The organism is Bartonella sp. HY761 (assembly GCF_026743145.1).
GTDB lineage: Bacteria > Pseudomonadota > Alphaproteobacteria > Rhizobiales > Rhizobiaceae > HY038.
Genome location: NZ_CP104887.1, coordinates 3194653 through 3220293, shown reverse-complemented (window position 1 = coordinate 3220293; position 25641 = coordinate 3194653). Strand labels below are relative to the sequence as shown.

17 protein-coding genes are annotated in these 25641 nt (G+C 41.8%); 9 read left to right on the top strand and 8 right to left on the bottom strand.

Annotation, left to right across the window (positions count from 1 at the left end; translation table 11 throughout):
• The first annotated feature begins 390 nt into the window (after positions 1-390).
• The gene (locus N6A79_RS13810) at positions 391-1026 is read left to right on the top strand and encodes a hypothetical protein (RefSeq protein ID WP_268546393.1); all 636 of its coding nucleotides are present in this window, start codon (positions 391-393) and stop codon (positions 1024-1026) included.
• Positions 1027-1179: 153 nt separating this feature from the next.
• Here N6A79_RS13810 and N6A79_RS13805 read toward each other — a convergent pair whose 3' ends face one another.
• Entirely contained in the window at positions 1180-1539 is a 360-nt protein-coding gene (locus N6A79_RS13805; RefSeq protein ID WP_268546392.1) for a hypothetical protein, read from the bottom strand.
• A gap of 180 nt (positions 1540-1719) precedes the next feature.
• Here N6A79_RS13805 and N6A79_RS13800 point away from each other — a divergent pair, with 180 nt between their 5' ends.
• Genes N6A79_RS13800 through dnaQ form a run of 4 tightly spaced genes read left to right on the top strand, consistent with a single transcriptional unit; the run spans position 1720 to position 4467 of the window.
• Positions 1720-2313 carry a Maf-like protein gene (locus N6A79_RS13800; protein ID WP_262079164.1) on the top strand — a complete coding sequence of 198 codons (594 nt, stop codon included), beginning with the start codon at positions 1720-1722 and terminating at the stop codon, positions 2311-2313.
• Complete coding sequence (locus N6A79_RS13795; protein WP_268546391.1) at positions 2306-3157, top strand: shikimate dehydrogenase; 852 nt, start codon at positions 2306-2308, stop codon at positions 3155-3157. Before N6A79_RS13800 ends, N6A79_RS13795 begins: the two co-directional genes overlap by 8 nt.
• 4 nt (positions 3158-3161) lie before the next feature.
• On the top strand, positions 3162-3761 hold the full coding sequence (gene coaE, locus N6A79_RS13790) for a dephospho-CoA kinase (RefSeq protein ID WP_268546390.1): 600 nt from the start codon (positions 3162-3164) through the stop codon (positions 3759-3761).
• A complete protein-coding gene (gene dnaQ, locus N6A79_RS13785; RefSeq protein ID WP_268546389.1) occupies positions 3754-4467 on the top strand; it encodes a DNA polymerase III subunit epsilon in 714 nt (237 codons plus the stop codon). Before coaE ends, dnaQ begins: the two co-directional genes overlap by 8 nt.
• A gap of 398 nt (positions 4468-4865) precedes the next feature.
• Here the strand turns inward: dnaQ and N6A79_RS13780 are convergent, their stop codons facing one another.
• The 3 genes from N6A79_RS13780 to zwf all read right to left on the bottom strand — a co-directional run bounded on the left by N6A79_RS13780 (position 4866) and on the right by zwf (position 16935).
• On the bottom strand, positions 4866-13484 hold the full coding sequence (locus tag N6A79_RS13780) for a GH36-type glycosyl hydrolase domain-containing protein (protein ID WP_268546388.1): 8619 nt from the start codon (positions 13482-13484) through the stop codon (positions 4866-4868).
• 1098 nt (positions 13485-14582) lie between these two features.
• Complete coding sequence (gene pgl, locus N6A79_RS13775) at positions 14583-15449, bottom strand: 6-phosphogluconolactonase (protein WP_268546387.1); 867 nt, start codon at positions 15447-15449, stop codon at positions 14583-14585.
• A gap of 10 nt (positions 15450-15459) precedes the next feature.
• Positions 15460-16935, bottom strand: coding sequence for a glucose-6-phosphate dehydrogenase (gene zwf, locus N6A79_RS13770; protein ID WP_268546385.1), 1476 nt, complete (start codon positions 16933-16935; stop codon positions 15460-15462).
• A 417-nt stretch (positions 16936-17352) separates the two neighbouring features.
• Between zwf and N6A79_RS13765 the strand changes: the two genes are divergently transcribed.
• The 4 genes from N6A79_RS13765 to N6A79_RS13750 all read left to right on the top strand — a co-directional run bounded on the left by N6A79_RS13765 (position 17353) and on the right by N6A79_RS13750 (position 19397).
• The gene (locus tag N6A79_RS13765; protein ID WP_268546384.1) at positions 17353-18021 is read left to right on the top strand and encodes an SDR family NAD(P)-dependent oxidoreductase; all 669 of its coding nucleotides are present in this window, start codon (positions 17353-17355) and stop codon (positions 18019-18021) included.
• Positions 18018-18152: an SDR family oxidoreductase gene (locus N6A79_RS13760; protein WP_268546383.1), complete on the top strand. Its 135-nt coding sequence runs from the start codon at positions 18018-18020 to the stop codon at positions 18150-18152. Before N6A79_RS13765 ends, N6A79_RS13760 begins: the two co-directional genes overlap by 4 nt.
• A gap of 271 nt (positions 18153-18423) precedes the next feature.
• Positions 18424-18732, top strand: coding sequence for a hypothetical protein (locus tag N6A79_RS13755; RefSeq protein WP_268546382.1), 309 nt, complete (start codon positions 18424-18426; stop codon positions 18730-18732).
• Positions 18733-19259: 527 nt separating this feature from the next.
• Positions 19260-19397 carry a hypothetical protein gene (locus N6A79_RS13750; RefSeq protein ID WP_268546381.1) on the top strand — a complete coding sequence of 46 codons (138 nt, stop codon included), beginning with the start codon at positions 19260-19262 and terminating at the stop codon, positions 19395-19397.
• Positions 19398-19525: 128 nt separating this feature from the next.
• On the opposite strand, the gene N6A79_RS13745 is transcribed toward N6A79_RS13750, so the two are convergent.
• From N6A79_RS13745 to msrA, 4 genes are all read right to left on the bottom strand, one after another.
• Positions 19526-20458, bottom strand: a complete 933-nt coding sequence (locus N6A79_RS13745) for a ribose-phosphate pyrophosphokinase (protein ID WP_182418180.1) — start codon at positions 20456-20458, stop codon at positions 19526-19528.
• Between the two features lie 645 nt (positions 20459-21103).
• Positions 21104-21517, bottom strand: coding sequence for a Fur family transcriptional regulator (locus N6A79_RS13740; protein ID WP_182419781.1), 414 nt, complete (start codon positions 21515-21517; stop codon positions 21104-21106).
• Between the two features lie 203 nt (positions 21518-21720).
• A complete protein-coding gene (secA, locus tag N6A79_RS13735; RefSeq protein ID WP_182418179.1) occupies positions 21721-24438 on the bottom strand; it encodes a preprotein translocase subunit SecA in 2718 nt (905 codons plus the stop codon).
• Positions 24439-24893: 455 nt separating this feature from the next.
• A complete protein-coding gene (gene msrA, locus N6A79_RS13730; RefSeq protein WP_268546380.1) occupies positions 24894-25550 on the bottom strand; it encodes a peptide-methionine (S)-S-oxide reductase MsrA in 657 nt (218 codons plus the stop codon).
• Positions 25551-25641 lie beyond the last annotated feature (91 nt).

The window sequence follows — 25641 nt, the reverse complement described above, 5'->3', positions numbered from 1 at the left end:
TAATGGTTTAAGATAATTATCCACCAGCAGTTGAGATATCCAATAAATTTACCTTGATTTTAACGGTAAATTTACCTTATATTCAAGCAATCATCAATGATGATTATATGTTGGGTGCATTTGATTTTTTGCAAAAATAGATGGAAAAAACGAATGATAATTTCTATAATCTGGCACTTGGATTTTGAAACAAACCAATTGCACAAAATTAGCTGGATAAAGATGTATTAAGCCAAGTGATTACCAAATAATTTTATCATTTTTAACCAAGCCGCCTCTTCTATTCCATTTCCAATTATCCAAGATTTTTGAAAGAGACAAAATCATCACTTCTTCATAATCACCAAAAGAACAAAACAAGAACAATTATTAAAAATGTGAGGAATTTTTATGAATAGCAATTTTTCAATCAGCATTAAAAAACGCGGTCGCCCTAAATTGAAAGGCAAATTACGTGAAGCCAATGGTCGGGTTAGCCGTGCCAAAGAGCCTATCCAAAAATTGGCCATTGAAGCGCGAGCCAAAGCCCATAAACTAACAATTGCGCAGGCAAGTGATCCCCGTTCTCAAAGCTATATTGGACGGCTATCGCTATTTGATCGTGCAGGCGGTATCAGTGCCGATCAATATCAAGCAGCAATACGATTTTTAGAAATTCGTAATGATTATCGCCGATCTCTTTTATCACCCGGCGCCTATTATGAAGCAACCGGCATTCAGCTTGGCAGTGAAAATATGGAAGAATATTCGGCCTGGGTTTTACGGGCACGAAGACGCTATAGTGCGACTTTGAAAGCGATTCAGGAAGCACAATTTGATAATGGCAATGAAAATCTTTATGCGGCAATTCAATATATCCTTATCGATGATAGGGAATTGCCGCATTTACTTGGCGCTACACGCATGGTGCTCAATGCTTTACATCGCCATTATTCTCACTTTGAGCCTAATCGGCGTAAAAATATCTGGTCTGGTTATATTTCCTTAGGCCAAATGAATAAGCGACCTAAAAACGAGGAAAATTAGGGTTTAAACACAAGGCTAGAATATTCGAGAGCATTTTTACCAAGGCGGCAAAAGTGCTCTAAATTTCAAATTTCCTCCTTGGCAGCAAAATTGTATCTCAACATTATTTAAGGTGGCAGCCTATATATTGAAGGTATTTTAACAATAGGCTTTTTATAATATGTTATTGTCAATCATATCACTGATAATTGCTTCAAGCACATTACCAAAACTATCAAGTTCGCTGTTTTTTCCAGTTTCCCATCCGGGCGATGCAAACCAGTGAATGAATATAAATTTACCAGTTAATTCGCCTTTGGTGATAAGACAAACATAATCATCTGATCCTTGTTTATGAGCAAAACACAATATGTTTCGATACGGATAGTGGCTATTAATGCCAGCACTTGTTTTTATAATCTCGTCATCACTTAAAAATACCCAAGGATCAAAATCCATTTTTCGATTGCGTATAACTGTTAGATTTTTATACAGCCTATCTTCAGGACTGTTATTATTTAAAAATGTCAACATTAGTTAGCTACCTTTATATTATGATATTTCATAGATTTTGACCTTGGAACTATTTTTATAAAATTTGGTAATTTTAAAAGTCGGATTGTAATATTTTAATTGTTTTAAAAGATCATAATCGTTAAAGATTAAGCTTGTTGGCCAAGTTAGCCTATTGTTTTAATTCCTTGTTGGTTTTTCATGACAGATGATCTTATTTTAGCATCCCTTAGCCCTTTTCGCGCAGGACTTTTAAAAAATGCCGGTCTTTCCGTTGCGATTGAGGGCGCGCACATTGATGAACGCGCAATAGAGGGTGAATTGGATGCCGTTAGTCCGATAAAATTGGCTGAAACTTTAAGCCTTGCCAAAGCCTATGATGTATCAAAACGCTTTCCTAATGCGCTTGTCATTGGCTGCGACCAAACTTTGGAACTTGATGGCAATGTGGTTCATAAACCAAAAAATATGGAAGAAGCACGGCGGCGGTTAATGGCCATGTCGGGGAAAATTCACTATCTGCATAGTGGTATTGCTTTGGTTAAAAACCAAGAAACGATTTGGAGTAGTGTTGAAACGGCCAATATGCATGTGCGTATTTTAGAGCCAAGCTTTATTGGCCATTATCTTGAACGGGTGGGTAATCAAGTGTTGGCAAGCGTGGGCGCTTATCAAATTGAGGGGGAAGGCATTCAACTCTTTGATAAGATTGATGGCGATTATTTTACCATTATTGGCATGCCACTTATTCCATTATTAAATAAATTACGCCAATTGGGGATTATCAATGCGTGAACTTTCTAAGGCTTTTGTCACTGGCTATCCAATTAAACATTCGCGCTCGCCGCAAATTCATCGCCATTGGCTTAAATCCCATGAAATCGAAGGCAGCTATGATCCATTTGAAGTTGCGCCCGATAATTTCAAAGATTTTATTAAAAACTTAAGGCAAAGCGGTTTTAGCGGCGGTAATGTTACCATTCCTCATAAGGAAATGGCTCATGATTTGGTGGATCGGCGTGATGATTTAGCCAATGAAATTGGAGCCGCCAATACCTTATGGTTTGAAGGCGATGTGCTGTGGGGGTCAAATAGCGATTCCTATGGCTTTGCCAAAAATCTTGATGATTTTGTTGATGATTGGGCGGGAAACTGCGCATTGGTGATTGGCGCTGGCGGTGCGAGCCGCGCAATTATCCATGCTTTACGAGAACGCGGATTTAAAAAGATTATGTTGAGTAATCGCACAAAATCGCGGGCTGAAAATTTAATGGTGCATTTTAATAATGATGTCGATGTGATCGAGTGGCAGGATATGAATGATCATGTGCAAGCAGCAGATCTCATTGTCAATACTACCTCCTTGGGACTTGAAAATCATCAACAAGATGCAAATTTTATGCCCATTGACTTTAAACAAGCGCGCCGTGATGTTATTATTAATGATATTGTTTATACCCCACTTAACACACCTTTTTTAAAGGCTGCTGCGCAAGAAGGACTTAAAACGGTTGATGGTATTGGTATGTTATTGCACCAAGCAATTCCCGGATTTGAGCGCTGGTTTGGTGTAAAGCCAAGCGTCACACCGGAATTGCGGGCAAGCATCTTGCAATCAATGGGTGAAAAAGACAGGTAATTGCATGATTATTTTGGGGTTAACTGGTTCTATCGGCATGGGAAAAAGCACAACCGCCGCATTTTTTAAAAAATATGGCATTGCGGTTTATAGTTCCGATGAGGCAGTGCATGAGCTTTACCTTGAAGAACCTGCTTTAAGCCTTATTGAAGAGACTTTCCCCAATACAGTGATCAATGGTGAGGTTTCGCGGCAAAATCTATCATCTTACGTGGTTGGCAATAGCGATAATTTGAAAAAACTTGAAGCGATTATCCATCCGCTGGTGCGCAAAAAAGAGCAAGATTTTATAAAATTTCATCAAGATAATTGCGAAAAACTGGTTGTGCTTGATATTCCATTGCTTTTTGAAACAGGTGGTGAAAGCCGTGTGGATAAAATTGCTGTTGTTAGTACGCCGTATGATATACAAAGAACCCGTGTTCTTGCCCGTGAAAATATGAGTGAGGAAAAATTTGCCGCCATTTTAAAACGGCAAATGCCTGATAGTGAAAAACGCGCGCGCGCTGATTTTATCATTGATACCAGCCAAGGTTTAATTGCAGCAGAACAAGCGGTACAAAATATTATAAAGACCCTAACGGAAAATACAAAAAATGCGTGAGATTATATTTGATACGGAAACCACCGGTCTAGATAAAACCAGCGACAGGGTGATTGAAATTGGTTGCGTTGAAATGGAAAACCGATTTTTGACCGGACGCACGTTCCATGTTTATATTAATCCGCAAGGTAAGGCTGTTCATCCAGATGCTTTGGCAGTGCATGGCATTTCTAATGAAATGCTGGCAGATAAGCCAAAATTTGGTGATATTGTTGATGAGTTTTTGGCCTTTTGCGATGGCGCTAAATTGGTAGCCCATAATGCGATGTTCGATCTTGGTTTTATTAATGCTGAATTGGATCGTATTGGCCAATTGCCGATTAGTGTTGACCGTATTATTGATACGCTTGCCTTGGCGCGGCGTAAACACCCAATGGGGCCAAATTCGTTGGATGCGCTTTGTAAGCGTTATGGCATTGAAAACAGTCACCGCACATTGCATGGCGCATTGCTCGATTCTGAAATTTTGGCCGATGTTTACATTGAACTTATCGGCGGTAAACAGGGTGCGTTGGGGCTTGCTGCTGACAATAAAAGCAGCAATTCAGGCAAAAACAATAAAGACCAAAATGTTATTACTCTCCCACCGCGGCCAAAATTTTTAGCCCCCCTATTAACTGATGAAGAAAAAGCCGCCCACATGGCTTTGCTTGAAAAAATTGGCCCTAAAGCCCTTTGGTATGCCAAAAGTGAAGATAGTCAATAATAATTAAGAGGCTAACCTTAGATAATTTGGGTTAACTAGAGTTAACCCCAATATTTAAGCAAAGCCGGTAAGCTATATTTGAGCCTTGCCTTGATGTTTTCAACTCACGAGCGAAGGAAGCTATTAACAGAATCGTGAAATTTTGCAAAACAAATACAATTGATTAGCATTACAAAACGTAATTACTCAGTAGAAAGCGGGCTATTTTTGCGCTAAGCTATGCATCTATTTTAAAAACGCACCTTTTTATAAAGGTTCCCCATAAAATACTTTAAATTAAAAATGGCAGATTTTTGCTAAAAAAGGCGAAACCAAAAAAAGCCCTTTGACTGTTATTACAGGCAAAGGGCTTTTTTTTATTTGGGGCAAATTAAACGCACTTACGGTAAGGCAAGAACCTATAATTTGGGAATTGAAACAGTTACATTAAACTCGCCATTTTCTTCAAGCTTAATGCCCTCATTGGCTATTATATCCTTGTCATTTACACAGATCTTCAACTCGCTACCCTTTGGCGTAACGGTTATGTGGTAAATGGCATCACCATTTTTATAATCAATCTTGAACTGTTTCCAATCACTTGGAATCGATGGATTGATATAAAGCCGGTCGGCCTCTTTACGAACACCCAAAATAGCCTCGGTTGCGGCGCGATAAAACCAGCCAGCCGATCCCGTATACCACGTCCAACCGCCCTGCCCGCGACGCGGCTCAACTGAATAAATATCAGCCGCAATAGCATAAGGCTCAACCTTATAGATTTCAGGCTTTTGGCCATGGCTAATGGGATTGACCATGGAAAATACCTTATAGGCGTCATCGGCTTTACCCATTTTTGCCAATGCCAAAATGCTCCATAAAGCGCCATGGGTATATTGCCCACCATTTTCGCGTACGCCCGGTGGATAGCCTTTAATATAGCCCGGTTCTTGTACTGTTTTATCAAAAGGTGGCCAGAATAGACGGATAAGGCCGCCCTCTTCATCAAGTAGATGCTCAAGCATAGATGCCATAGCTTGTTCTTGGCGATCTGGTGCGGCAACACCTGACAAGACACTCCATGATTGGGCAATGGTGTCAATTTTACATTCATCACTCAAATGCGAACCAAGCGGTGCGCCATCATCATAAAAACCGCGGCGATACCATTCGCCGTCCCATGCATTATCATGCAAAGCCTTGGTTAAATGCTCAAGATGACCATTCCAAGCATTAACATGGGCTTCATCGCCGCGTGCCTTGGCAAGGGGAATGAATTGTTGCAAAGTGGCACAAAGGAACCAGCCAAGCCAAACGCTTTCGCCCTTGCCCTCAATGCCAACGAGATTCATGCCGTCATTCCAGTCGCCACCTAGCATGAGTGGCAAACCATTTTCGCCGGTACGTTTTATCGCTAAATCAAGCGCCAAAGCGCAATGATCATAGAGCGAAACACTTAACCCTGAGCGCTCTGGCGTGAAGTAGGAATCATGCTGGCCTTCGTTTAATAGTTCCCCTTCGATAAAGGCGATCTTCTGGTCTAAAATATCGCTATTGCCTGTAACTTTAACATAAAGCGACACGCCATAGCCAAGCCATACTACGTCATCTGAAATAAGCGTGCGTACACCTGATCCAGATTGCGGCAACCACCAATGCTGAACATCACCTTCTTTAAACTGGCGTGATGCGGCATTGATTAATTGCTCACTAGCAAGGTTAGGCTCGAGCAACAGCATGGATAAAGTATCCTGCAGCTGATCGCGGAAACCAAAGGCACCACTTGCTTGATAAAATGCAGCACGTGCCATAATGCGGCAAGCATAGGCTTGATAAGGCAACCAATGATTAACCATCATATCAAAAGAAGGATCTGGCGTTTTTACCTGTAAAGGTGCGGTAAAATCGCGCCAGAATTGTTTTTGCTTGGCCAAGAGATCAGCAAAATCTGATTTTTTTGCTTCATCCAAAACAACTCTAGCCTGATCAATATTATTGCCATTACCAAGATAAAAAATTACCTCTCTTGTTTCACCTGCAGCGATTTCAATATCAACTGCAAATGCGCTACAAGGATCAAGCCCCGCTTCAACACGATTAGAAAGATCTTTTGCATCGCGGATAGCTTGCGGATGCTCGATCACTCCCAATGAGCCGATAAATTCATTGCGGTCTGCACTGACACTGCTTGGCTTAATCGAGGCGGCAACAAAGCTTACAAAATCAGCTTTTTCAGTTTGATAAGGATTGCGGACGAATAAAGCACCGCGCGCCTTATCATGAGTTGGTACAATGTAAGGTGCATTTTTAGCGCGTACTGATCCTAAAACCCATTCGGTATAATGGTAAAGGCGTAAGCGCTTTTTCGTAGTCGAGTTGTTTTTAATCGTCAATCTTGACAATTTTACCGGATTAACCGGATCAACAATATGGGTTAACTGGTAATCCACCTTGTCATGGGTTGACGAGAATTGCGAGTAGCCCTGCCCGTGACGCGCTTCATAAACCACATTATGATCGCGTTCCACCGCAGATACTGGTGAAAAACTGCGTAAACTATCACGATCAACAATATAAAGTGCTTCACCGGGACGATTCGAAACTGGATCATTCGCCCAGCGCGTTAATTGATAATCGCGGCTATTGCCAGCCCAAGTGAAACTTGAACCTTCGCATGAAACATGCATGCCAAAATGCTCATTGCTAATGACATTGATCCAAGGATGAGGAGTGGTATTGGCACCAATAAGACGCGTGACATAACTACCATCACTATCAAAGCCACCATAATTATTCCAGAATTGCAAATCCTTGCCATTGGCAAAACGGCGATCATCAACCTTACTAATAAGGCCGATGGCCGTTGCCTTTGGTTTTATATTGGCTTCTTTATCAATCAAACTTGTTTCATCGCTAGCATTAGCAATGATCAGGCTATTATGTGGCGTAGATTTACCTAATGCTTTATCATTACCAACACCATTTGAAAGCTTGCCACTGATTGGATCATTGGCAATGCTTTCCATGCGCTTTAATTGTTCTGCCAAGGTACCATTTGCGGCATGAAGAACAATGCGAGCGCTGCTAAGTAAAGTATCAAAACTTGCATCACTAATTTGGTCGCGGCGAATGGTAAAGATATGGGGCTTTCCATTACTATCATTGGAGCGATTACGGTACCCTTCACACATCCAATCAATAGCGCGCTGTGTGTCTTGAGCATAGGAAAAAGCACGCTCATTTAAAACAACGCAATCAACAATCAAGCCGCGTGTGCGCCAAAATTCATGGGCGCGTAGCAAATTTTGTAAAATGCCAATATCGGTTTCATTGCTAATGCGTAAAACGAAAATTGGATAGTCACCCGATATTGACATTGGCCAAAGGTCAGATTGCTTACCAAGACCGGTTGCAATGCGCTCTGATGGCAGCCAAGGCCGCTCAGGATAGATGAGATAGCCAGCATATTTTTGATAATCAAGCGCTTGCTTTGGTGTAATGCCAACCTGATATAAAGTCACTTGCGAACGCGTCCAAGCCACGGCAAATTCACGCGGGAAGGCATTTGGTTGGCGATAATAAGCAATGTTATTTTCTAGCTTTTCACGATTATCGGCAACAAGTGTCCAAAAGACGAGGTCAATTTTTTTGTGGGCGGGCACGCGCACCTTGCAGCGAATAGCAGCAATGGGGTCAAGCACACAGCCTGATGAACCAACAAATGTCTTATCACGATCAAAAATAGTTGGTCGCCAGATGGTTCTACCACGGCCGATAAAGGCAGCGCGATCTGTTTCAGCTTCCGCCTCACGGATAGCTCCTGCCGCATCGGTAACAAAATGGCTTACATAAATATCGCGATCATTGGGGCTACGCTTACGGCGATGAGCAAATATAGTTGCGCCGTCATCCGCAATTTCTGTTTCCACAAACATGCGCGAGAAAACTGGATGGGCTGCATCAGTATCTGCGGTGGTTAAAACAAGTTCGCCATAAGAGGTAATCTCGATAATGCGATCTTTGCCCGTGGTATTGATAAGCTCAATTCGCCGTCCCTCGCCATCGCCCTCAGAAGCAACAATCACTTCAACGGTTGATTTTATACCATCAACCGTTTTGTGATATTCCGCTTTTTCAGCGGTGAAGACACAAAGACAATCTTCCTCGCTGACACGGGTTGGCTCACTGGTTGCCGACCACCACCGGCCAGTTGACACATCGCGTAAGAATAAGAAAGTTCCTTGTTGGTCTTGGGCGCTATCGGCCTCAAAACGGGTCACCATTATATCATTCCAACGGCTATAGCCTGCGCCCTTTGAAGTGAGCATAACATTATAGCTGCCGTTAGATAATAATAAGGTTTCACGCGCTGCCGCCAATGGATCATTGATAATGCGCATTGGTGCATCTTCAAAGCCGCCTGCATCGGAGCGCATGGGATTTGCAGTTTTGGCATGGACAACGGGAATTTCACGCGGTGCTTTTTCTTGCAATAAAAGCTCAGTTGCTTCAATTACCGGATCAGAATGAAAACGCTCGCGCATAATGCCATCAAAAATGACATTCGATATAGCAAGAATAGACATGCCGTGATGGTGGGCATAATAATTATGCACTATTGCACAATGCTTACCCTCTGGTACACGCGCTGGGGTAAAATCAACCGCATCATAAAAGCCATATTGTCCCAAAGCACCAATTTGGCGCAAATTACGCAAATTGCTAACTGCTTCACTTGGGCTATATTGCGCAGCTAATAGGCTTGCATAGGGGGCAATAACCGCATTACGCGATAGGCCGCGTTTAAGGCCAAGACTTGGTACACCAAAGGGACCATATTGATAATTCATCTGCTGGTCGCGCGCATTAAATGCCGCTTCCGATATGCCCCAAGGTAGTGAGCGTTCACGCGCATAACGAATTTGCTCACGCACAACAAGTCGGTTGGTTTGGTCAAGCAGCGAGCCAAGCGGCTCACGCATTACCAAAGGTGGCATCAAATACTCAAACATTGAGCCAGACCAAGATAACAAAGCGCCTTTCCAGCCAACAGGTACAAGCAAACGACCAAGACGGAACCAATGCTCAACCTTAAGATCGCCCTTAGCAATCGCAAATAGGCTTGAAAGCCGTGCTTCTGAAGCTAGCAAATCATAGCAGCTTTCATCAAGCTCGTTTTCTTGGACGCGGTAGCCAATGGATAATAAACGGCGTTCCTTGCGCTCAAGGAAATCAAATTTCATATCAAAGGCATATTGACGCGCTTGCTCGGCAAGACGGATTAAGTGTGCCCGCAAGAAATCACTATCATGGTCGCCGGTTATATCCTGCTCATGGGCGGCGCAAGTGTCTAACAAACGCTCGGCCCAAGCCAAAGCTTGCGCAGAGCGGCTGCTATGCAATTCGCTGTCAAGTTCGCGTACCAATTTTGCAATATCACTTGCCATTAGGCTGATATCATGAATACGGAAGGTTGCGGTTTCCGGCTCATTCAATAATTGGAAAACAGCACGGCGGAAGTTTTGTGTGCGGTCAAAAATACGCGCACGTAAGGGGCGTAAAACACGCCGATCATTTGGAATTTCCGCCAAGGCTTCCTCAATAATATCATTAACATCATTAAGGCCGGCAAAATCGCTTTGTACATAAACGGCAGGCGCTTCCGCCCAAGAACGCAAAGCTGATGATAGGGTGACCAAATGGCCGGCAAGATTGCCCGAATCGACAGTTGAAACATAAAGCGGCAATAAAGGACGCAAACTATCGGTTTCATACCAATTATAAAGGTGGCCTTGATATTTTTCTAGCTTGCCAAGGGTTTCAAGCGAAAGCTCAAGACGGCGCAAAGTGTCACTAAAACTAATCCAACCAAAATCACGAGCTGAAACAATTGCTAACAAATAAACACCAATATTGGTCGGCGATGTGCGCTTGGCAACAATTGGTTCTGGTTCTTCTTGAAAATTATCAGGAGGAAGGAAGTTATTTTCCTCATCGGCAAATGTTTCATAATACAGCCAAGTGCGCCGTGCAATACGGCGAAGTTCTGCTTTATCGCTGGCATGAAGTTCAAGCGAATCTTGTACTGCAGCCGAGCGGCTAACAATCCAAGCGATAAAGGGTGAAAAAAACCAAACAAGACCAAAAGGAAGGGCAAGTAATGCGGCAGGTGCGGTTAATAAAATTGGCAAGGCAATGGCAAAAAGACCAATAATACTTGCTGGCCACATAAGACCAATATAAGAGATTAAATTATTAGGCCCCGATTTTGTTGCGGCTGATGAGCGCCATTCCAATAAATTCTGATGAGAAATGCCAAGCCGATAAAGGGTGCGAATTATTGCGTCCACCATATAATAAGCGGTGTGAGCAATAAAAGTAACCCGCAAGGTAGCCTCTGCGGTATTTGATGAAATGCTGGTTAATACCGCCTGTAAATGGCCGCGCATTGAATAATCACGATTAACCGAGATTATGCCGCGCAATACACCCAAGGTTGGCGCAATAAACATGCCGATAAGCAAAAATGCCTGCCATAAAAGTGCCGTTGATAACGGCATTAAACACCAACCAGCAATCGAGGCAGCACACCATAAAAGCGGTGTTAGTGACCTGCGCAGATTATCCTGCATTTTCCAACGGGTGATAAGGCTAATGCCACGATTTTTAAACAAATAAGGCAAGAGTTGCCAATCGCCACGCACCCAACGGTGATGACGGGCAGCGTCAACTTGATAGGCGGTTGGATAGTCTTCAATCACTTCAACATCGGTAACGAGAGCCGCACGTGCATAGCCACCTTCAAGCAAGTCGTGGCTTAGAACGGCATTTTCATCAATGCGGCCATCCATGGCGCGTTCAAAGGCATCAATATCATAAAGCCCCTTACCGGTAAAACTACCCTCGCCTAGCAAATCCTGATAAGTATCAGAAACCGCAAAGACATAAGGGTCAATACCGCGATTTAGCGAAAATACACGTTGCAAGAACGATGCTTCTTCACCGGTGGTGAGCGATGGTGTTACCCGTGGCTGCAAAATACCATAACCGGAAATAACATTATTGGTTTTTGGATCATGAACGGGACGATTGATTGGATGAGATAATTTACCCACCATCAATGTAACTGAATCCGGTGTTAAACGCGTATCGGAATCAAGTGTCATGATATAACGCACATTGCGCGGTAAATTGGGGTCGATGGGAAAAAATGATGTATCTTGATCGCCGCGTAATAAAAGATTAAGCTCGTGCAGCTTACCGCGCTTACGCTCCCAGCCCATAAAGCAGCCTTCGCTTTTATTATATAAGCGGCGGCGGTGTAAAATGAAAAATTGCGGTACATTATCACCAAAATAATGGTGGTTTAATTTGGCGATGGCATCGCGAGCATAATCCAGAAGATCAAGATCTTCCTTAGTTTCTTCTTCTTTGGCATCGGGCCAGTCGCTTAACAATACAAAGCCAATTGCGCCATTGGGATTATTTAGATAATGCACTTCAAGATTACGCACCTGCTCATCAACACTATCGCGCGAATTGATCATGGTTGGTACCACTACCAATGTGCGGGCGTCTTCAGGAATGCCATCCTTATATTCGTAACCAATAAGGCGGTGGGGCTCCACCGTCCATGAAATGAGCAAATTATAAAGGGCAGAAGCAATATCCATCGATGGAAAAATGGCAAAAGCAGTAAATAGCAGTGCAAAGCTTTGCGGTAGCCCCAAAAGATGCAAACAGCAATAGACAATTGCCAACAAAACAAGAGTAAGGACGGTAACTGGAACAGCAATATTCCAAATGCCAAGTCCCTTGAAAAAACGCATGAACTTATCAGAAAATGTTGGCTGATAATCGCATTTTTTTTCAAGACCACGACGCCCCTCACCGACTAAAAACCAAGCAAGCGAGCGGATAGCAGGATTTGCTTTAAGATTTTCTTCGCTGCGTGTTTCATCGGCAAGTTCTAAGGCCTTACGGGTAACAGTCAATTCATCATTGGGCGAGCGACGGGCAAGTTTTTCAATGATTTTCCGGTAATTATTGCGCGAATGAAAATCAACTTGTGAAAAATCACTATTATTACGCAGCAAAAAGTCAACATGGCTGACGCTTTCAAACCATGACGTCCAATCAACGTCATCAATCGCTTTCAAAGACTTAATGACGTTACCCATGGTCACGCCGCCGGTTGCTTGGCGACTATGCTCATTGGCCATGATTGTTTCACTGTCAATATTTTGTCTGCTTAACTCATCATCAATCAAGGTCAAAGCACGGCTACAATCCACCGATGCGCCACGTAAACGGTTAAGCAAATGTGCGGCAAAACTTGTGTCCCCCAAAAATTCGCGATAACCAGCAAAAAGTTCGTTGACGTCGTCTTCCTCACCCATGGCAATAATTTTGTCGGCCACTTCATTAGCGTTAAAACGCATTTGGCGGGCTTTTTCGATACGCAAGCAAAGACGGCGAGCATTATCGATGAGTAAAAAGCGGATAGCTGATGGCAAAGCCCATAATTCACCAATACGTAATGGCTCTTTTTCTTGATAGCCCTCGACCATTTCAGTCAAGGTTTCAAGAGAAAAGTTACTATCAGTATGGGCAACATAAAGCCAAGCCATTGCGAAAATACGGGCAATCTTGTCATTATTACCATAGGCTGGCAATTGCTTTAAAAAGCCGCGCGGAAAATCGCGCCGCGTTTGCTGGATAGCTTTATCAATGGTGTAATGATTATCAAGCAGCCATTGCGCTGCCGGTGTTACCGTTTCATTATTACGTGCGGCTGCATCGGTTGCGCGAAAGACATAAAGAATGATCTTGGAATCTTCTGATAGGCGGCCACCGAACACAAAAGGATCATATTCAGGCAAGGAAATAGGCTCATGTCCTGCCATTTCATTGGCAAGCTCGCGCAATTGACTAGCAGATTTATAAACCGCACGGATAGGGCGGGCTGCTAATTTTTGGCTTTGCCAATTATCTTGTCCGAAATGAAACCAATTGCCCGATACAATGTTTTTTACCATAAATCACTATCCTTATGCCCAAAAAGGCGATTAAGACCGTATTTTTAACCTTTATAAGCACCTATCCCTTTGTGGTGCTCAAAAGACATATTCTGAAGTATTTTCCATTTAGTTTAAAATGAAAAAACACCTAACATATTGTTTATATTTTTTTAAGAAAACACTTATTAACTAATCAGTACCATTATCAGCAAACCAAATACTGCAATTAAAAACATAGCCATTGCAACATGGTGAAGATGTAAAAAAATTGCGTTCAACCAACTTATGCTCTCCCTTGTGTTTGTTTTATAATCTAAAATAAAGCGCATGGAGTGCCTTCGTTATAATAGCTGTAAAACCTATCAATTCAAAGAATAATATTTCATAAACGCCCAATTAGCTTAACCAATTCTGTATAGAAACTTCTATCCTGTCCATTCTGAATTATTTGCAAATTTCAATTTTGGCAATCGATTTTATCCCTTATAAAAATATTAAAAATCAACAATATAATTATTGTAAGCCTACAAAAACTAACGTGCCTAACAATGAGATGCAATCAGCAGCCTTAGCATTTGGTTCTTACAATAATTACAAACAGAATATGGAAATTTTTTTAAAATTTACGAAATCATCCAACACGTTTTTTTTCACTATGTAATGATTACAATTTACACAGCAGCGCGCTTTCATAGATTTTTAGAATAAATCTACTGCCCTAACTGATTTTATCAAACATCATCATAAATTGGATAAAATGTTGCTCTTGCCCAAAGGCTAAAACCTAGTAGCATTTTTTAAGCATAAGACTTTGATAAAATTGAAAAATAATCATAGCGACCATATGAAATATGTGGAGAAGATAGGTCTTAAACGCAAGAAATATAAAAATTTAACGTGGAACGACAAAATTATCGATAAAATTTTCCTGTACGATTTCAATAAACAAGTACTGACCCTAGCCACTTTTATTATGGCCTATAGAAAGAATAAATTGCAGCAGGCAGCGCCGATATCAAATAATGAGCGGACTACACCGACAAAAAGCCTTTAATTTAAGAATGTAGGATAAGCCGTTTTACACCTTAAAAAACGGCTTATCTTTATTCAACCGATTTATTGTGGCTGATTGTCTTCTCTATTGCCTAATGGCAATTCTGGAAGGAAGTCCTCAATATCTAGTTGTACTTCACTTTCACCGATTTGCTCACGCACTTCAATCATTTCAAAATAGCTTTCCGCAGCAAGATAGGGGTTGCGCTCGCCCTTTTCTGTCGATGGCGACCAGAAGAGCTGCACTGGCGTTGCCGCATTGCGCAATACTGCACGTACTGGTATTTCAGCTGCTTCACCAAGTTCTAAAGCTTGTTCAAATTTTTCGAGCTTTGCCTCACCCTCAATATGAAGGGCGATAAAATGTGCCTCGATCAATAGCGGTAAAGTAAGTGTAAGGCGCGGTTCTTCCGCCCCTCTTGCGTGAATTGGAACAACAAGGGCACGCGATTGTGGATCGATTGCTTGCTTTAAGCGGTCGCCGCCTGGGAAAAATGACGCGGTATGGCCATCAAGCCCCATGCCTAGAATAACCACATCAAAAGGGCGAGGAATATTATTAATGCGGCTTGCCGCAGAAAAAGCGGCCAGTTCTGCGGTAGTTGAGCGCATATAAAGCCCGATAAAGCGCGCTCTTTCTGCATAATTCTTTAATAAATGTTGGCGCACAAGCCGTTCATTGGAACGAAGATTATCAGGCGCTACGAAACGCTCATCAACCAAGGTTATGGTAACCTTATCCCATGCAATATCAATCTGTGATAAATAGTTGAAAAACAACTTTGGTGTTTCTCCGCCAGAAACAGCAAGAGTTGCTTGGTTGCGTTCATTAATCGCCAAACTAAGCTCGGTTGCAACACGGTCGGCAAGCGAACGGGCAAGATCTTCTGGTCGATCAAAAGTATGGCGATCTATATGTAATGCAATCATAAAAAGGGCCTCAATCCATATCATTCCACGTGCGACCATCGCGCTCGATCAAAGCGATCGAGCCAGACGGGCCCCACGTACCTGCTGTATAACCTTGGGCAGGTTGTTTTGTTTCATTCCATCCATCAAGAATTGGGTCAACCCATTTCCATGCCGCTTCAACTTCATCGCGGCGCATAAACAAAGTTTGGTTGCCGCGCATAACATCCATCAACAGCCGCTCATAGGCATCAGGATTACGCCCTGCAAAGGAGTTGGCAAAACTCATATCAAGCGGAATTTGTCTTAAACGCATACCGCCTGGGCCGGGGTCTTTCAACATCATAAATTGCTTGACACCTTCATCAGGCTGCAACCGTATAACCAAACGATTAGCCATCACAGGGCCTGCATCGTCGCCAAAAATAGAATAGGGAATAGGCTTAAAAGTAACAACAATTTCAGACACCCGCTTGGTCATGCGCTTGCCGGTGCGCAAATAAAAAGGTGTGCCTGCCCAGCGCCAATTATCAATATCGACCCGCAAAGCAACGAAAGTCTCGGTATTGCTTTTATCACTGCCAAGATCCTCAAAATAAGACGCCGCACGTCCGCTTTCCGATGCACCAGCCATATATTGACCACGCACCGTAGCTGTTTGCACATTATTGGCATTGACTGTACGTAGTGCCCGCAAAACCTTTAGCTTTTCATCGCGCACAGCATCGGCACTATTGATAAAGGGGGGCTCCATCGCAACAAGGCATAATAATTGTAACATGTGGTTTTGTACCATATCACGCAAAGCGCCAGCTTTATCATAATAGCCTGCCCGTCCCTCAAGCCCGACCGATTCCGCAACGGTGATTTGCACATGGTCAATATGGTTAGAATTCCATAATGGTTCATAAAGTGCATTGGCAAAGCGCAAAGCCATCAAATTTTGTACAGTTTCCTTACCAAGATAATGATCTATTCTGAAAATTTGGTTTTCTTGGAAAACTTGACCGATTGCATCATTAAGCTCGCGCGCTGTTTCAAGATTTTTACCAATTGGCTTTTCAACAATGATGCGCGTATCCTTGGTAACAAGGCCATTTTGTCCAAGCCGTACCGCAATATCACCAAATAGAGCAGGGCCAACCGCCAAATAAAAGGCGCGGACATCAACCGGTGCTTCCTCGATTTTTTTCTTCAAATCGCCCCAACCTTTATCGCTCGTTGCATCAACGGCTACATAGGAAAGGCGTTTTAAAAACTTTTCAATCTCTTCGTCATTAATATCATCTTTTGCAACATGCTTATGAAGGGCAGTAGCCGCAAATTGCCGGTATTCCTCATCGCTCATCGGGCTACGCGAGGCACCGATAATACGCACAGGTTCTGATAACTGGCCAACAAGTTGGCGGTGATAAAGTGCGGGGATTAGTTTACGCTCGGCAAGATCGCCAGCGCCGCCAAATACAATACAATCAAACGGAGGAATTGAAATACTATCATGGGCCATGAAGAATACCTTATCCTGATTGGTTAACCAGTTGTTGAAGTGGCTCTATTCATTACAAATAGAAAATCCTATATTTATTCTATAAACCCCTTATGGTTAAAAAGGTTCATATATTTAATGCGGTTTTTTTGTATATTTATTCAACGTAATCCGTAACACACAAGCAGAAAAACAAGTCAAACTATGTGACATGACTGCTTCGCAATTATTGGTATATTAATCACATTGCTCCATAAAGAAAATAGTTTATCTAACTGTTTAACGCGATATACAATTATTATTCGATATCCTAAAACTAATTTAAATGTCCATCTTATTTTGACGGATATCATTTTCCGTTAACCAATTTACGGCAAACTCTTACCATAATTTGCATGGGATAGGTTGGCGTTTCCAACCTTTTATAAGGGGAAAACTTTGTCAAAAGATTATGATATCAACAACCAATTATCGTTAAAAGGCAAAACGGCATTAATTACTGGGGCAGGGGCCGGCTTTGGTGCCGCAATAGCCCAAAAATTAGCGCAAGCGGGTGCCAATGTGGTACTTGCCGATATTAATTTGAAAAAAGCAGACACTATTGCCAAGCATATTGTGACTGATATTGGCAAAATGCAAGAAAATGCCGCCATTGCAGTTCAAGCTGATGTAACCCGTGAAGGTGATATAGATCATATGGTTACAAAGGCGCTGCAACATTTCAAAAAAATTGATATTTTCATTGCCAATGCCGGCTTTGCCCATCCGCAAGCGGATGTAACAGATGTTGACGAGCCTACTTTTGATCTTATACTCGCTGTCAATATTAAATCCCTTTATTATGCTATAAAAGCTCTTGTCCCGCATATGAAAGAAAATGGCGGCGGCTCCATCATTACACTAGGTGCCACCATGGCAGAACGGCCACAATCTGGCTTCAGCTGGTTTGGTGCCGCAAAGGGCTGGGTAATGAGCGCAACACGTGCTTTAGCACTTGAGCTTGCACGCGACAATATTCGTGTCAATTGCGTATGTCCAGCCCAGTCGGATACCGCAACTTTTGACGTTTTCTATGGCAGCCTTGCCGAAAAAAACGTCAGGAATTGATTAACTCAATTCCACTTGGCCGCCTATCTAACCCTCAAGACGTTGCCAATGCTGCCCTTTGGCTTGCAAGTGAGCAATCATCCTTTACAACAGGCGCTATAATACCCGTTGACGGCGGCTATAATCTTTAGATGGGCAATCATTTTTGGCTATTAAGTTGCAAATAGTTGTTTTGAGCACTTTACCTTGGCAATCACATTCATGGATGCCATTTTTAATAAGCTTTAAACGTCATAACCTATTTTTGATAGCCATCAAACATTCTTTAAAATGTCACTTAATGTTCATGAAACAGAAACAATCCGTTGTATTTTAATAGGCTTCCCCATTAAGTCTTTCCGATATATTCCTTATTACAGATAAAGAAAAATTAAATTAAAACAACACATAAGGAATAGCACCATGAAATTATCAGCTTTGACATTAGTCGTAATTTTGGCAACAAGCTCTGTAGCATTGGCAGAGAATAATCGCGGTTTTTTTGGTGATGGTTCACCTGAAAATTCTTATATTTCTGGACAAGGTGCATCGGCAAATATCAATAATAAAAGCAATTTGCCAGCCAGCTTTAATGGACGTGATGCGTTTGGAGATGGCTCGCCTGAAAACGGCTACACAATCAATATCCAGAACCGGTCCAACACCCCATCAAATTTTTTATCCAATGATGAAGGAAGAAATGGTTTTGGCGATGGCTCACCGCTTAACTAATAGCTTTATGCTCTAAAAGCATAATTTTTGCCTCTTTGAAAAACCGCTGTATGGCTCGTCCATCAGCGGTTTTTGCTTGAGCTATACAATTAAAGCACGGCATAGAAGAAAAAATACGTTTTAGTCATGATACAAATAGCTTACAAATTGAAACTCTCAACGAAATTGATACAATATGTCGATATTAATCTGTCTTCTGATCTAAAATATATTGGCTAAATTCTTAGCTATAAGAAAAAAATATTTTAAATCAAAATCAAGGATTATTATCATGAAATTATCAATTTTCACATTAGTAGCAATTTTAGCAACAACCTCTGCATCATTTGTTTAAAACGGCCGTATATTCTTTAGCGATGGATCGTTAGAAAATAACTATGTTGCGCATATCGCTACAACTGATCATAGCCAAAACAATCTGTCCTTCGATAATGGCGCGCGAACTGTCTTTGGTGATGGCTCTCCTGAAAATCATTATACAACACGCACTCATTCTTCTGCTCAAGGCATATTAGTTAGTGCTTTTGGTGATTATAGTAGAAATGGCTTTGGCGATGGTTCGCCGCGCAATGACTAATAAGGCTGAAAGATTATTGAAGTTAAGTGAAACGGCCAAGCTTAAACAAGTTAAAACCGCAATAACCATCATGGATATTGCGGTTTAATCATGATTATGATGCTCGACATTATAAATGCCAGTGCAATTTGATAGCTAAATGTGAATTTTTTAATTCTAGCTGTTTTTGTAAAATTCCCCGTTGCAAATGCAAAAAAACGAGGAATATAAATAATATTAGTCAAACAGACTGGAAACCGATTGTTCGGCCGCGGTGCGTGAAATAGCTTCGCCCAATAGGCTAGCAATAGAAATGACGCGAATATTACCGGTTTGTTCAATAGCAGTGGTGGGCTGAATAGAATCAGTAATCACCAATTCTTTCAACTTAGATGCACCAATACGAGCTGCTGCGCCACTTGAAAGCACACCATGGGTAATATAAGCAGTAACGCTGGTTGCACCTTTTTGTAGCAAGGCCTCTGCTGCATTACAAAGTGTACCACCAGAATCGACAATATCATCAAGCATCAAGCAATTTTTACCCGCAACATCACCAATAACATTCATCACTTCTGATTCGCCTGGACGTTCGCGGCGTTTATCAACAATAGCAAGCTGCGCATCAATGCGTTTAGCAAGAGAACGGGCGCGTACAACACCGCCAACATCAGGCGATACCACCATTACATTGTCAGTTGTATAATTGGCTTTAACATCACGAGCTATAACAGGAACCGCATAAAGATTATCGGTTGGAATATCAAAAAAGCCTTGAATTTGGCCCGCATGGAGATCCAACGTCAAAACGCGGTGCGCACCTGCTTCAGTAATGAGGTTAGCAACCAATTTTGCAGAAATAGGCGTGCGCGGCCCAGGCTTTCTATCTTGGCGAGCATAGCCAAAATAAGGAATAACTGCGGTGATCCGCCGAGCTGAAGACCGGCGTAACGCATCAATCATAATCAACAGTTCCATTAAATGGTCATTTGCGGGGTAAGACGTGGATTGCAAAACAAATACGTCTTTACCACGAACATTTTCATGAATTTCTACGAAAACTTCTTGATCGGCAAAACGGCGCACTGTCGCAGAACCTAAAGGGATATTGAGATATTTCGCAATATCCGCAGCTAAACGTGGATTTGCATTTCCGCAGAAAAGTTTCATTTGTCCATCCTCTGGCACTGTTGCTTTGCCTAAAGAGCTTTTTTAAAAAGTAATGCCATTTTTTTACATTATTCTTCTAACGACTGCGAAAAATAATGCCTATTTCCAATTAATGGTTAAAACGATTTTGGTAAAACTTATTTTCAGGTGATGAAGAGTGAAATTAGTCATTTACCATACATGTTACAAATAAAGTGCTAGTATAGCAAACCCTATATCACGCAACATGCAAAACCGCATATTCCATCGCATAGTCCTATGGCTGTTGATGACTGTTTTTAATATAATTCCAATAAAGGCGTTTTAACGTTCTGAGGATAAAATGCAATAAGACATTTTACATTCAACAGCATTTTAGCAAAAAATTTATAAATGTGGTAAATATGCCAAGCAAGATGATAAACAAGTCTCATAATGAAACAATTAAGTCTATTGCATTGTGTTAGGGTTTCAAACGCATTTTGTTTTAAACACTAAAACATCTTTACAATCATATTCAATATGATTGGGAGGGCGGTAAAAAAACGTTGACTTTATTTGACTTCATTGTGCGTAAGGCCAGTGAAACCCGTGATTTAAGAGCTTATAAGTCAACCTCATAATAACTAAAAATATTGTTCATTTCAGCAAATGATTTTTTTAAAATTATTTGCGTTTGCGACCATAAAGTTCAAAACGATGATGAATAATATCATAGCCAAGTTCACGAGCAATTTCCTCTTGCAATTTTTCAATTAAGTCAGAGCGAAATTCGATAATCTCATTGCTGTCAATATCAATAAGGTGATCGTGATGCTGACCTCCTGCTTGCTCAAAACGTGATGGGCCACCTTCAAAACTAAGGCGATGGATAGCACCGCATTCTTCCAAAACCTTCATGGTGCGATAAATGGTGGATAGCGAAATTGTATTATCAATAGCATTGATTTTATTAAAAATTTCAAAGGCATTAGGATGATCATCGGTGCTTAATAGGAAATCAAGGATGATGCGCCTTTGACGCGTGATGCGTAAACCAGCTTCGCGCAATGCCATTTCATAGCGTGATTTTTGATCCATAGCTGCCTTTGTCATCACCTGCTTACCGTTTTCCCATGCTAAATTAAAGTTTGCCTTACACTTTGCCAATATATTTATTTTATTATAAACCTGCGATCAATTATATAAATAAAAAAACATATCCATTGCAAAAAATGGATATGTTTTCCAATATAAAAAGCTTTACTTATAATAATATGCGTCACCAATGCGAAGCATAGATTTTATGCACGAAGTACGCCATGACAATGCTTATACTTCTTGCCAGAGCCGCAAGGACATTGCTCATTACGACCAACTTTGCCCCAAGTTTCAGGATCATTTGCGTCACGATCAGCAGGATCAACGATCCTTTCTTCTTCAAAAGGTATCGCAAGCGCCGCTTCTTCAAAAGAACCAAATTCGTCAGCTTCAGGATGATTTTCAGTCATCGGCGGCAATTGTGGGGAAGGGGCTTCTTGAATAATTTCAAAGCGCATTAATTTCGACACCACATCGCGGCGCAAATTAATTAGCATGTTTTGGAACAGCTCAAAGGATTCTGTCTTATATTCATTAAGCGGATCACGCTGCGCATAGCCACGGAAACCAACAGCTGATCGAAGATGATCAAGATTGCCCAAATGTTCGCGCCATAAAGTATCAATTGTTTCGAGCAACATGGCTTTTTGGAAATATTGCATAAGCTCAGGACCAAAACGCTCGTCACGTTCTTTAACGCGTGCCTCGAGTGCTTCGCGAACCCGCTCAAGGATTTGCTCTTCACCAATACCTTCTTCATGGGACCAATCTTCAATTGGTAAGTCAAGATGCAAGGTCTGGCGCAGATCTTCAGCAAGTTCCGCCGGCTTCCACTGTTCAGAATAAGTACCTGCAGGAATATAATGATCAACCATATTATCAATCACTTCCTCACGCATTTCAGCGATGAGTTCATGAAGATCGGTTGAGTCTAATACTTCATTACGCTGCTCAAAGACCACTTTTCGTTGGTCATTCATCACATCGTCATATTTAAGCAGGTTCTTACGAATTTCAAAGTTACGAGCTTCAACCTTTTTTTGCGCCTTTTCAAGCGCCTTATTCATCCAAGGATGGGTAATTGGTTCGCCTTCTTCAAAGCCAAATTTTTGCACCAAAGCGCCAAGTTTGGAAGAACCGAAAATGCGTAAAAGATCGTCTTCGGTTGAAAGGAAGAACTTAGAACGACCAGGGTCACCCTGACGTCCAGAACGACCACGCAACTGGTTATCAATACGGCGGCTTTCATGACGCTCGGTTGCAAGAACATAAAGACCACCAGCTTTTAGCGCAACTTCCTTCAAGCGCGCAATATCTTCACGAATGGCTTTTGCCATTTCATCGCGCTCTGGTCCTTCAGGAATATCAGCCAATTCCTGGCTAATACGCATATCGGCATTACCGCCAAGCTGAATATCAGTACCGCGACCTGCCATATTGGTCGCAATAGTGATCGCACCTGGTACACCTGCTTGTGCAACAATATAGGCTTCCTGCTCATGGTAACGAGCATTGAGCACTTTTAGATCAGTAATACCTTCCTTGCGAAGACGGTCGGCAAGATGCTCAGATTTTTCAATCGAGGTGGTACCAACAAGTACTGGCTGATGCTTGGCATGCGCCTCGCGAATATCTTTAACAATCGCCTTGGTTTTATCCTCGATGGAGCGATAAATAACATCATCTTCATCAATACGGATAACCGGAACATTGGTTGGAATTTCAATAACATCAAGCCCATAGGTGCTGGCAAATTCTTCAGCTTCCGTTGCACCCGTACCAGTCATACCAGCAAGTTTTTTATACATGCGGAAGTAATTTTGGAACGTGATAGATGCAAGCGTTTGGTTTTCAGGCTGAATCTTGACGTTTTCTTTGGCTTCCAAAGCCTGATGCAAGCCTTCAGAATAACGCCGACCCGGCATCATACGCCCAGTAAACTCATCAATAATGACAATTTCATCATTGCGGACGATGTAGTCCTTATCGCGTTGGAAGAGTTTATGGGCTTTCAAAGCATTATTAAGGTGATGGACAATGGTGACATTTTCAATGTCATAAAGCCCTTCAGCTTTTAAATAACCAGCTTCTGCCAAAAGCTTTTCTAGCTTTTCCGTACCTTCTTCGGTGAAAGTTGATGTCTTTTGCTTTTCATCAATTTCATAATCTTCTGGCACCAACGGCAAAATAAACTTGTCAATAAGGGTATAAAAATCAGAGCGATCTTCAAGCGGTCCTGAAATAATAAGCGGCGTACGCGCCTCATCGATCAAAATAGAATCGACCTCATCAACAATCGCGTAATTATGTTCGCGTTGAACCATCTGGCCGCGCTCAAAAGCCATATTGTCGCGCAGATAATCAAAGCCAAGTTCATTATTGGTGGCATAGGTAATATCGCAATTATACGCGGCACGGCGTTGGTCATTGTCAAGATCATGAACGATAACGCCAGTGGTCAGCCCTAAAAAGCCAAAAAGTGGGCGCATGGTTTGCGCATCGCGGCTAGCAAGATAATCATTCACCGTAACAACATGAACACCCTTACCTTCAAGGGCATTAAGATAAATTGGCAAGGTAGCGGTTAGCGTTTTACCTTCACCGGTACGCATTTCAGCAATACCACGTTCATGCAACACCATGCCGCCAATAAGCTGCACATCAAAAGGGCGCATACCCATGACACGTTTTGATGCTTCACGTATGGTTGCAAAAGCTTCATTCAACAAACTGTCCAGTGTGGCGCCATCAGCAAGACGTTGTTTGAATTCGGCAGTCTTTGCACGCAACTCGTCATCACTAAGGGCAGAAACCTGCTGTTCAAGCGCATTAATCTGCGCAACACGCGGGCGCAAACTTTTAACACGGCGCTCATGCGCTGAGCCAAAAAGTCTGCGAGCCAAACCACCTAAACTGACCATTACTGGTCCTTTCCATTCTTAAATAAAACCACTTGGATTAAGTATTAACCCAAGTAAACCACTTTTAAACCTAAACAGCTTTTATAAGTGCAACAACTATAATGCAACTCACAAAAGTGCATGTCATTATAAAACCTGCTTTAAAAACCAAATAATGACTTGAATAATCTTAAGCTTTTAATGATTTCACTAAAAAAGCAATTATAGCTATTTCACGTGAAACATTAAAAAAAACTAAATCAAATCTTTGCCTTTGATGGATAAAGCCATCAACCCCGATTTTTCAAGAAATTACTATATAAACAGAATATAGAAATTTCTTGACAGATAAGAAGCAATAACCAAATTGTCAATATATATAGCTAAAATCGCCATTACAAAGTGCTTAAAGAACAACTAATTATAATAGAATTATTATAATTTTGTGGCACAATAAAGGGCGTAACTAAGTCATTTTAAGCTTTGACGCCAAGACCAATAGGGCAAGATACGCCCGTGCCTTGTAAACCACAATAACCATTGGGGTTTTTAGCAAGATATTGCTGATGATAATCTTCGGCATAATAGTAAGGAATATGCATTTTTATTTCGGTAACAATATCACCTAGGCCACGTTGATGAAGGGCGTTGCCATAATCTTTGGCACTTTGTTCAACAATAGCAAGCTGATCATCATCATTTACATAAATGGCAGAGCGATAATTATTACCCATATCATTGCCTTGACGCATAAATTGGGTCGGATCATGTTCTTCCCAAAACAGTTTTAAAATCTGTTTAAGGTCAATTTTGCTTTCATCATAAACAACCTCGACCACCTCAGTGTGTCCTGTGCGGCCGGAGCATACTTCCTCATAAGTAGGATTAGGCGTTGTGCCTCCTGCATAGCCAACACTTGTCACGATCACTCCTGGCAAGGACCAAAACAGCCGCTCGGCGCCCCAAAAACACCCCATACCAAGATAAATGCTTTTTAACGGCGATTGCCATTCGCCTTTAAGTGGCGCACCATTAACGAAATGCTTGTCTGCAGTGGCGATTGCATGAGACCGACCGGGTAAAATTTCATCACCCTGCGGCATTTTAGACTTATCAAAACCAAATGATGTCATAGAATGCTCCTTAAGCTTTGTATTCGTATTAAATGGTAAATTGTTAATATGAAATAAAGTACCGGCTCAATTTTATTATTGCCATATAGCT

Bases quoted from the DNA above. Each gene is read 5' to 3' on its own strand.
- N6A79_RS13810 (WP_268546393.1), top strand. From the start codon at position 391: ATGAATAGCAATTTTTCAATCAGCATTAAAAAACGCGGTCGCCCTAAA.
- N6A79_RS13805 (WP_268546392.1), bottom strand. From the start codon at position 1,539: ATGTTGACATTTTTAAATAATAACAGTCCTGAAGATAGGCTGTATAAA.
- N6A79_RS13800 (WP_262079164.1), top strand. From the start codon at position 1,720: ATGACAGATGATCTTATTTTAGCATCCCTTAGCCCTTTTCGCGCAGGA.
- N6A79_RS13795 (WP_268546391.1), top strand. From the start codon at position 2,306: ATGCGTGAACTTTCTAAGGCTTTTGTCACTGGCTATCCAATTAAACAT.
- coaE (WP_268546390.1), top strand. From the start codon at position 3,162: ATGATTATTTTGGGGTTAACTGGTTCTATCGGCATGGGAAAAAGCACA.
- dnaQ (WP_268546389.1), top strand. From the start codon at position 3,754: ATGCGTGAGATTATATTTGATACGGAAACCACCGGTCTAGATAAAACC.
- N6A79_RS13780 (WP_268546388.1), bottom strand. From the start codon at position 13,484: ATGGTAAAAAACATTGTATCGGGCAATTGGTTTCATTTCGGACAAGAT.
- pgl (WP_268546387.1), bottom strand. From the start codon at position 15,449: ATGATTGCATTACATATAGATCGCCATACTTTTGATCGACCAGAAGAT.
- zwf (WP_268546385.1), bottom strand. From the start codon at position 16,935: ATGGCCCATGATAGTATTTCAATTCCTCCGTTTGATTGTATTGTATTT.
- N6A79_RS13755 (WP_268546382.1), top strand. From the start codon at position 18,424: ATGAAATTATCAGCTTTGACATTAGTCGTAATTTTGGCAACAAGCTCT.
- N6A79_RS13745 (WP_182418180.1), bottom strand. From the start codon at position 20,458: ATGAAACTTTTCTGCGGAAATGCAAATCCACGTTTAGCTGCGGATATT.
- N6A79_RS13740 (WP_182419781.1), bottom strand. From the start codon at position 21,517: ATGGATCAAAAATCACGCTATGAAATGGCATTGCGCGAAGCTGGTTTA.
- secA (WP_182418179.1), bottom strand. From the start codon at position 24,438: ATGGTCAGTTTAGGTGGTTTGGCTCGCAGACTTTTTGGCTCAGCGCAT.
- msrA (WP_268546380.1), bottom strand. From the start codon at position 25,550: ATGACATCATTTGGTTTTGATAAGTCTAAAATGCCGCAGGGTGATGAA.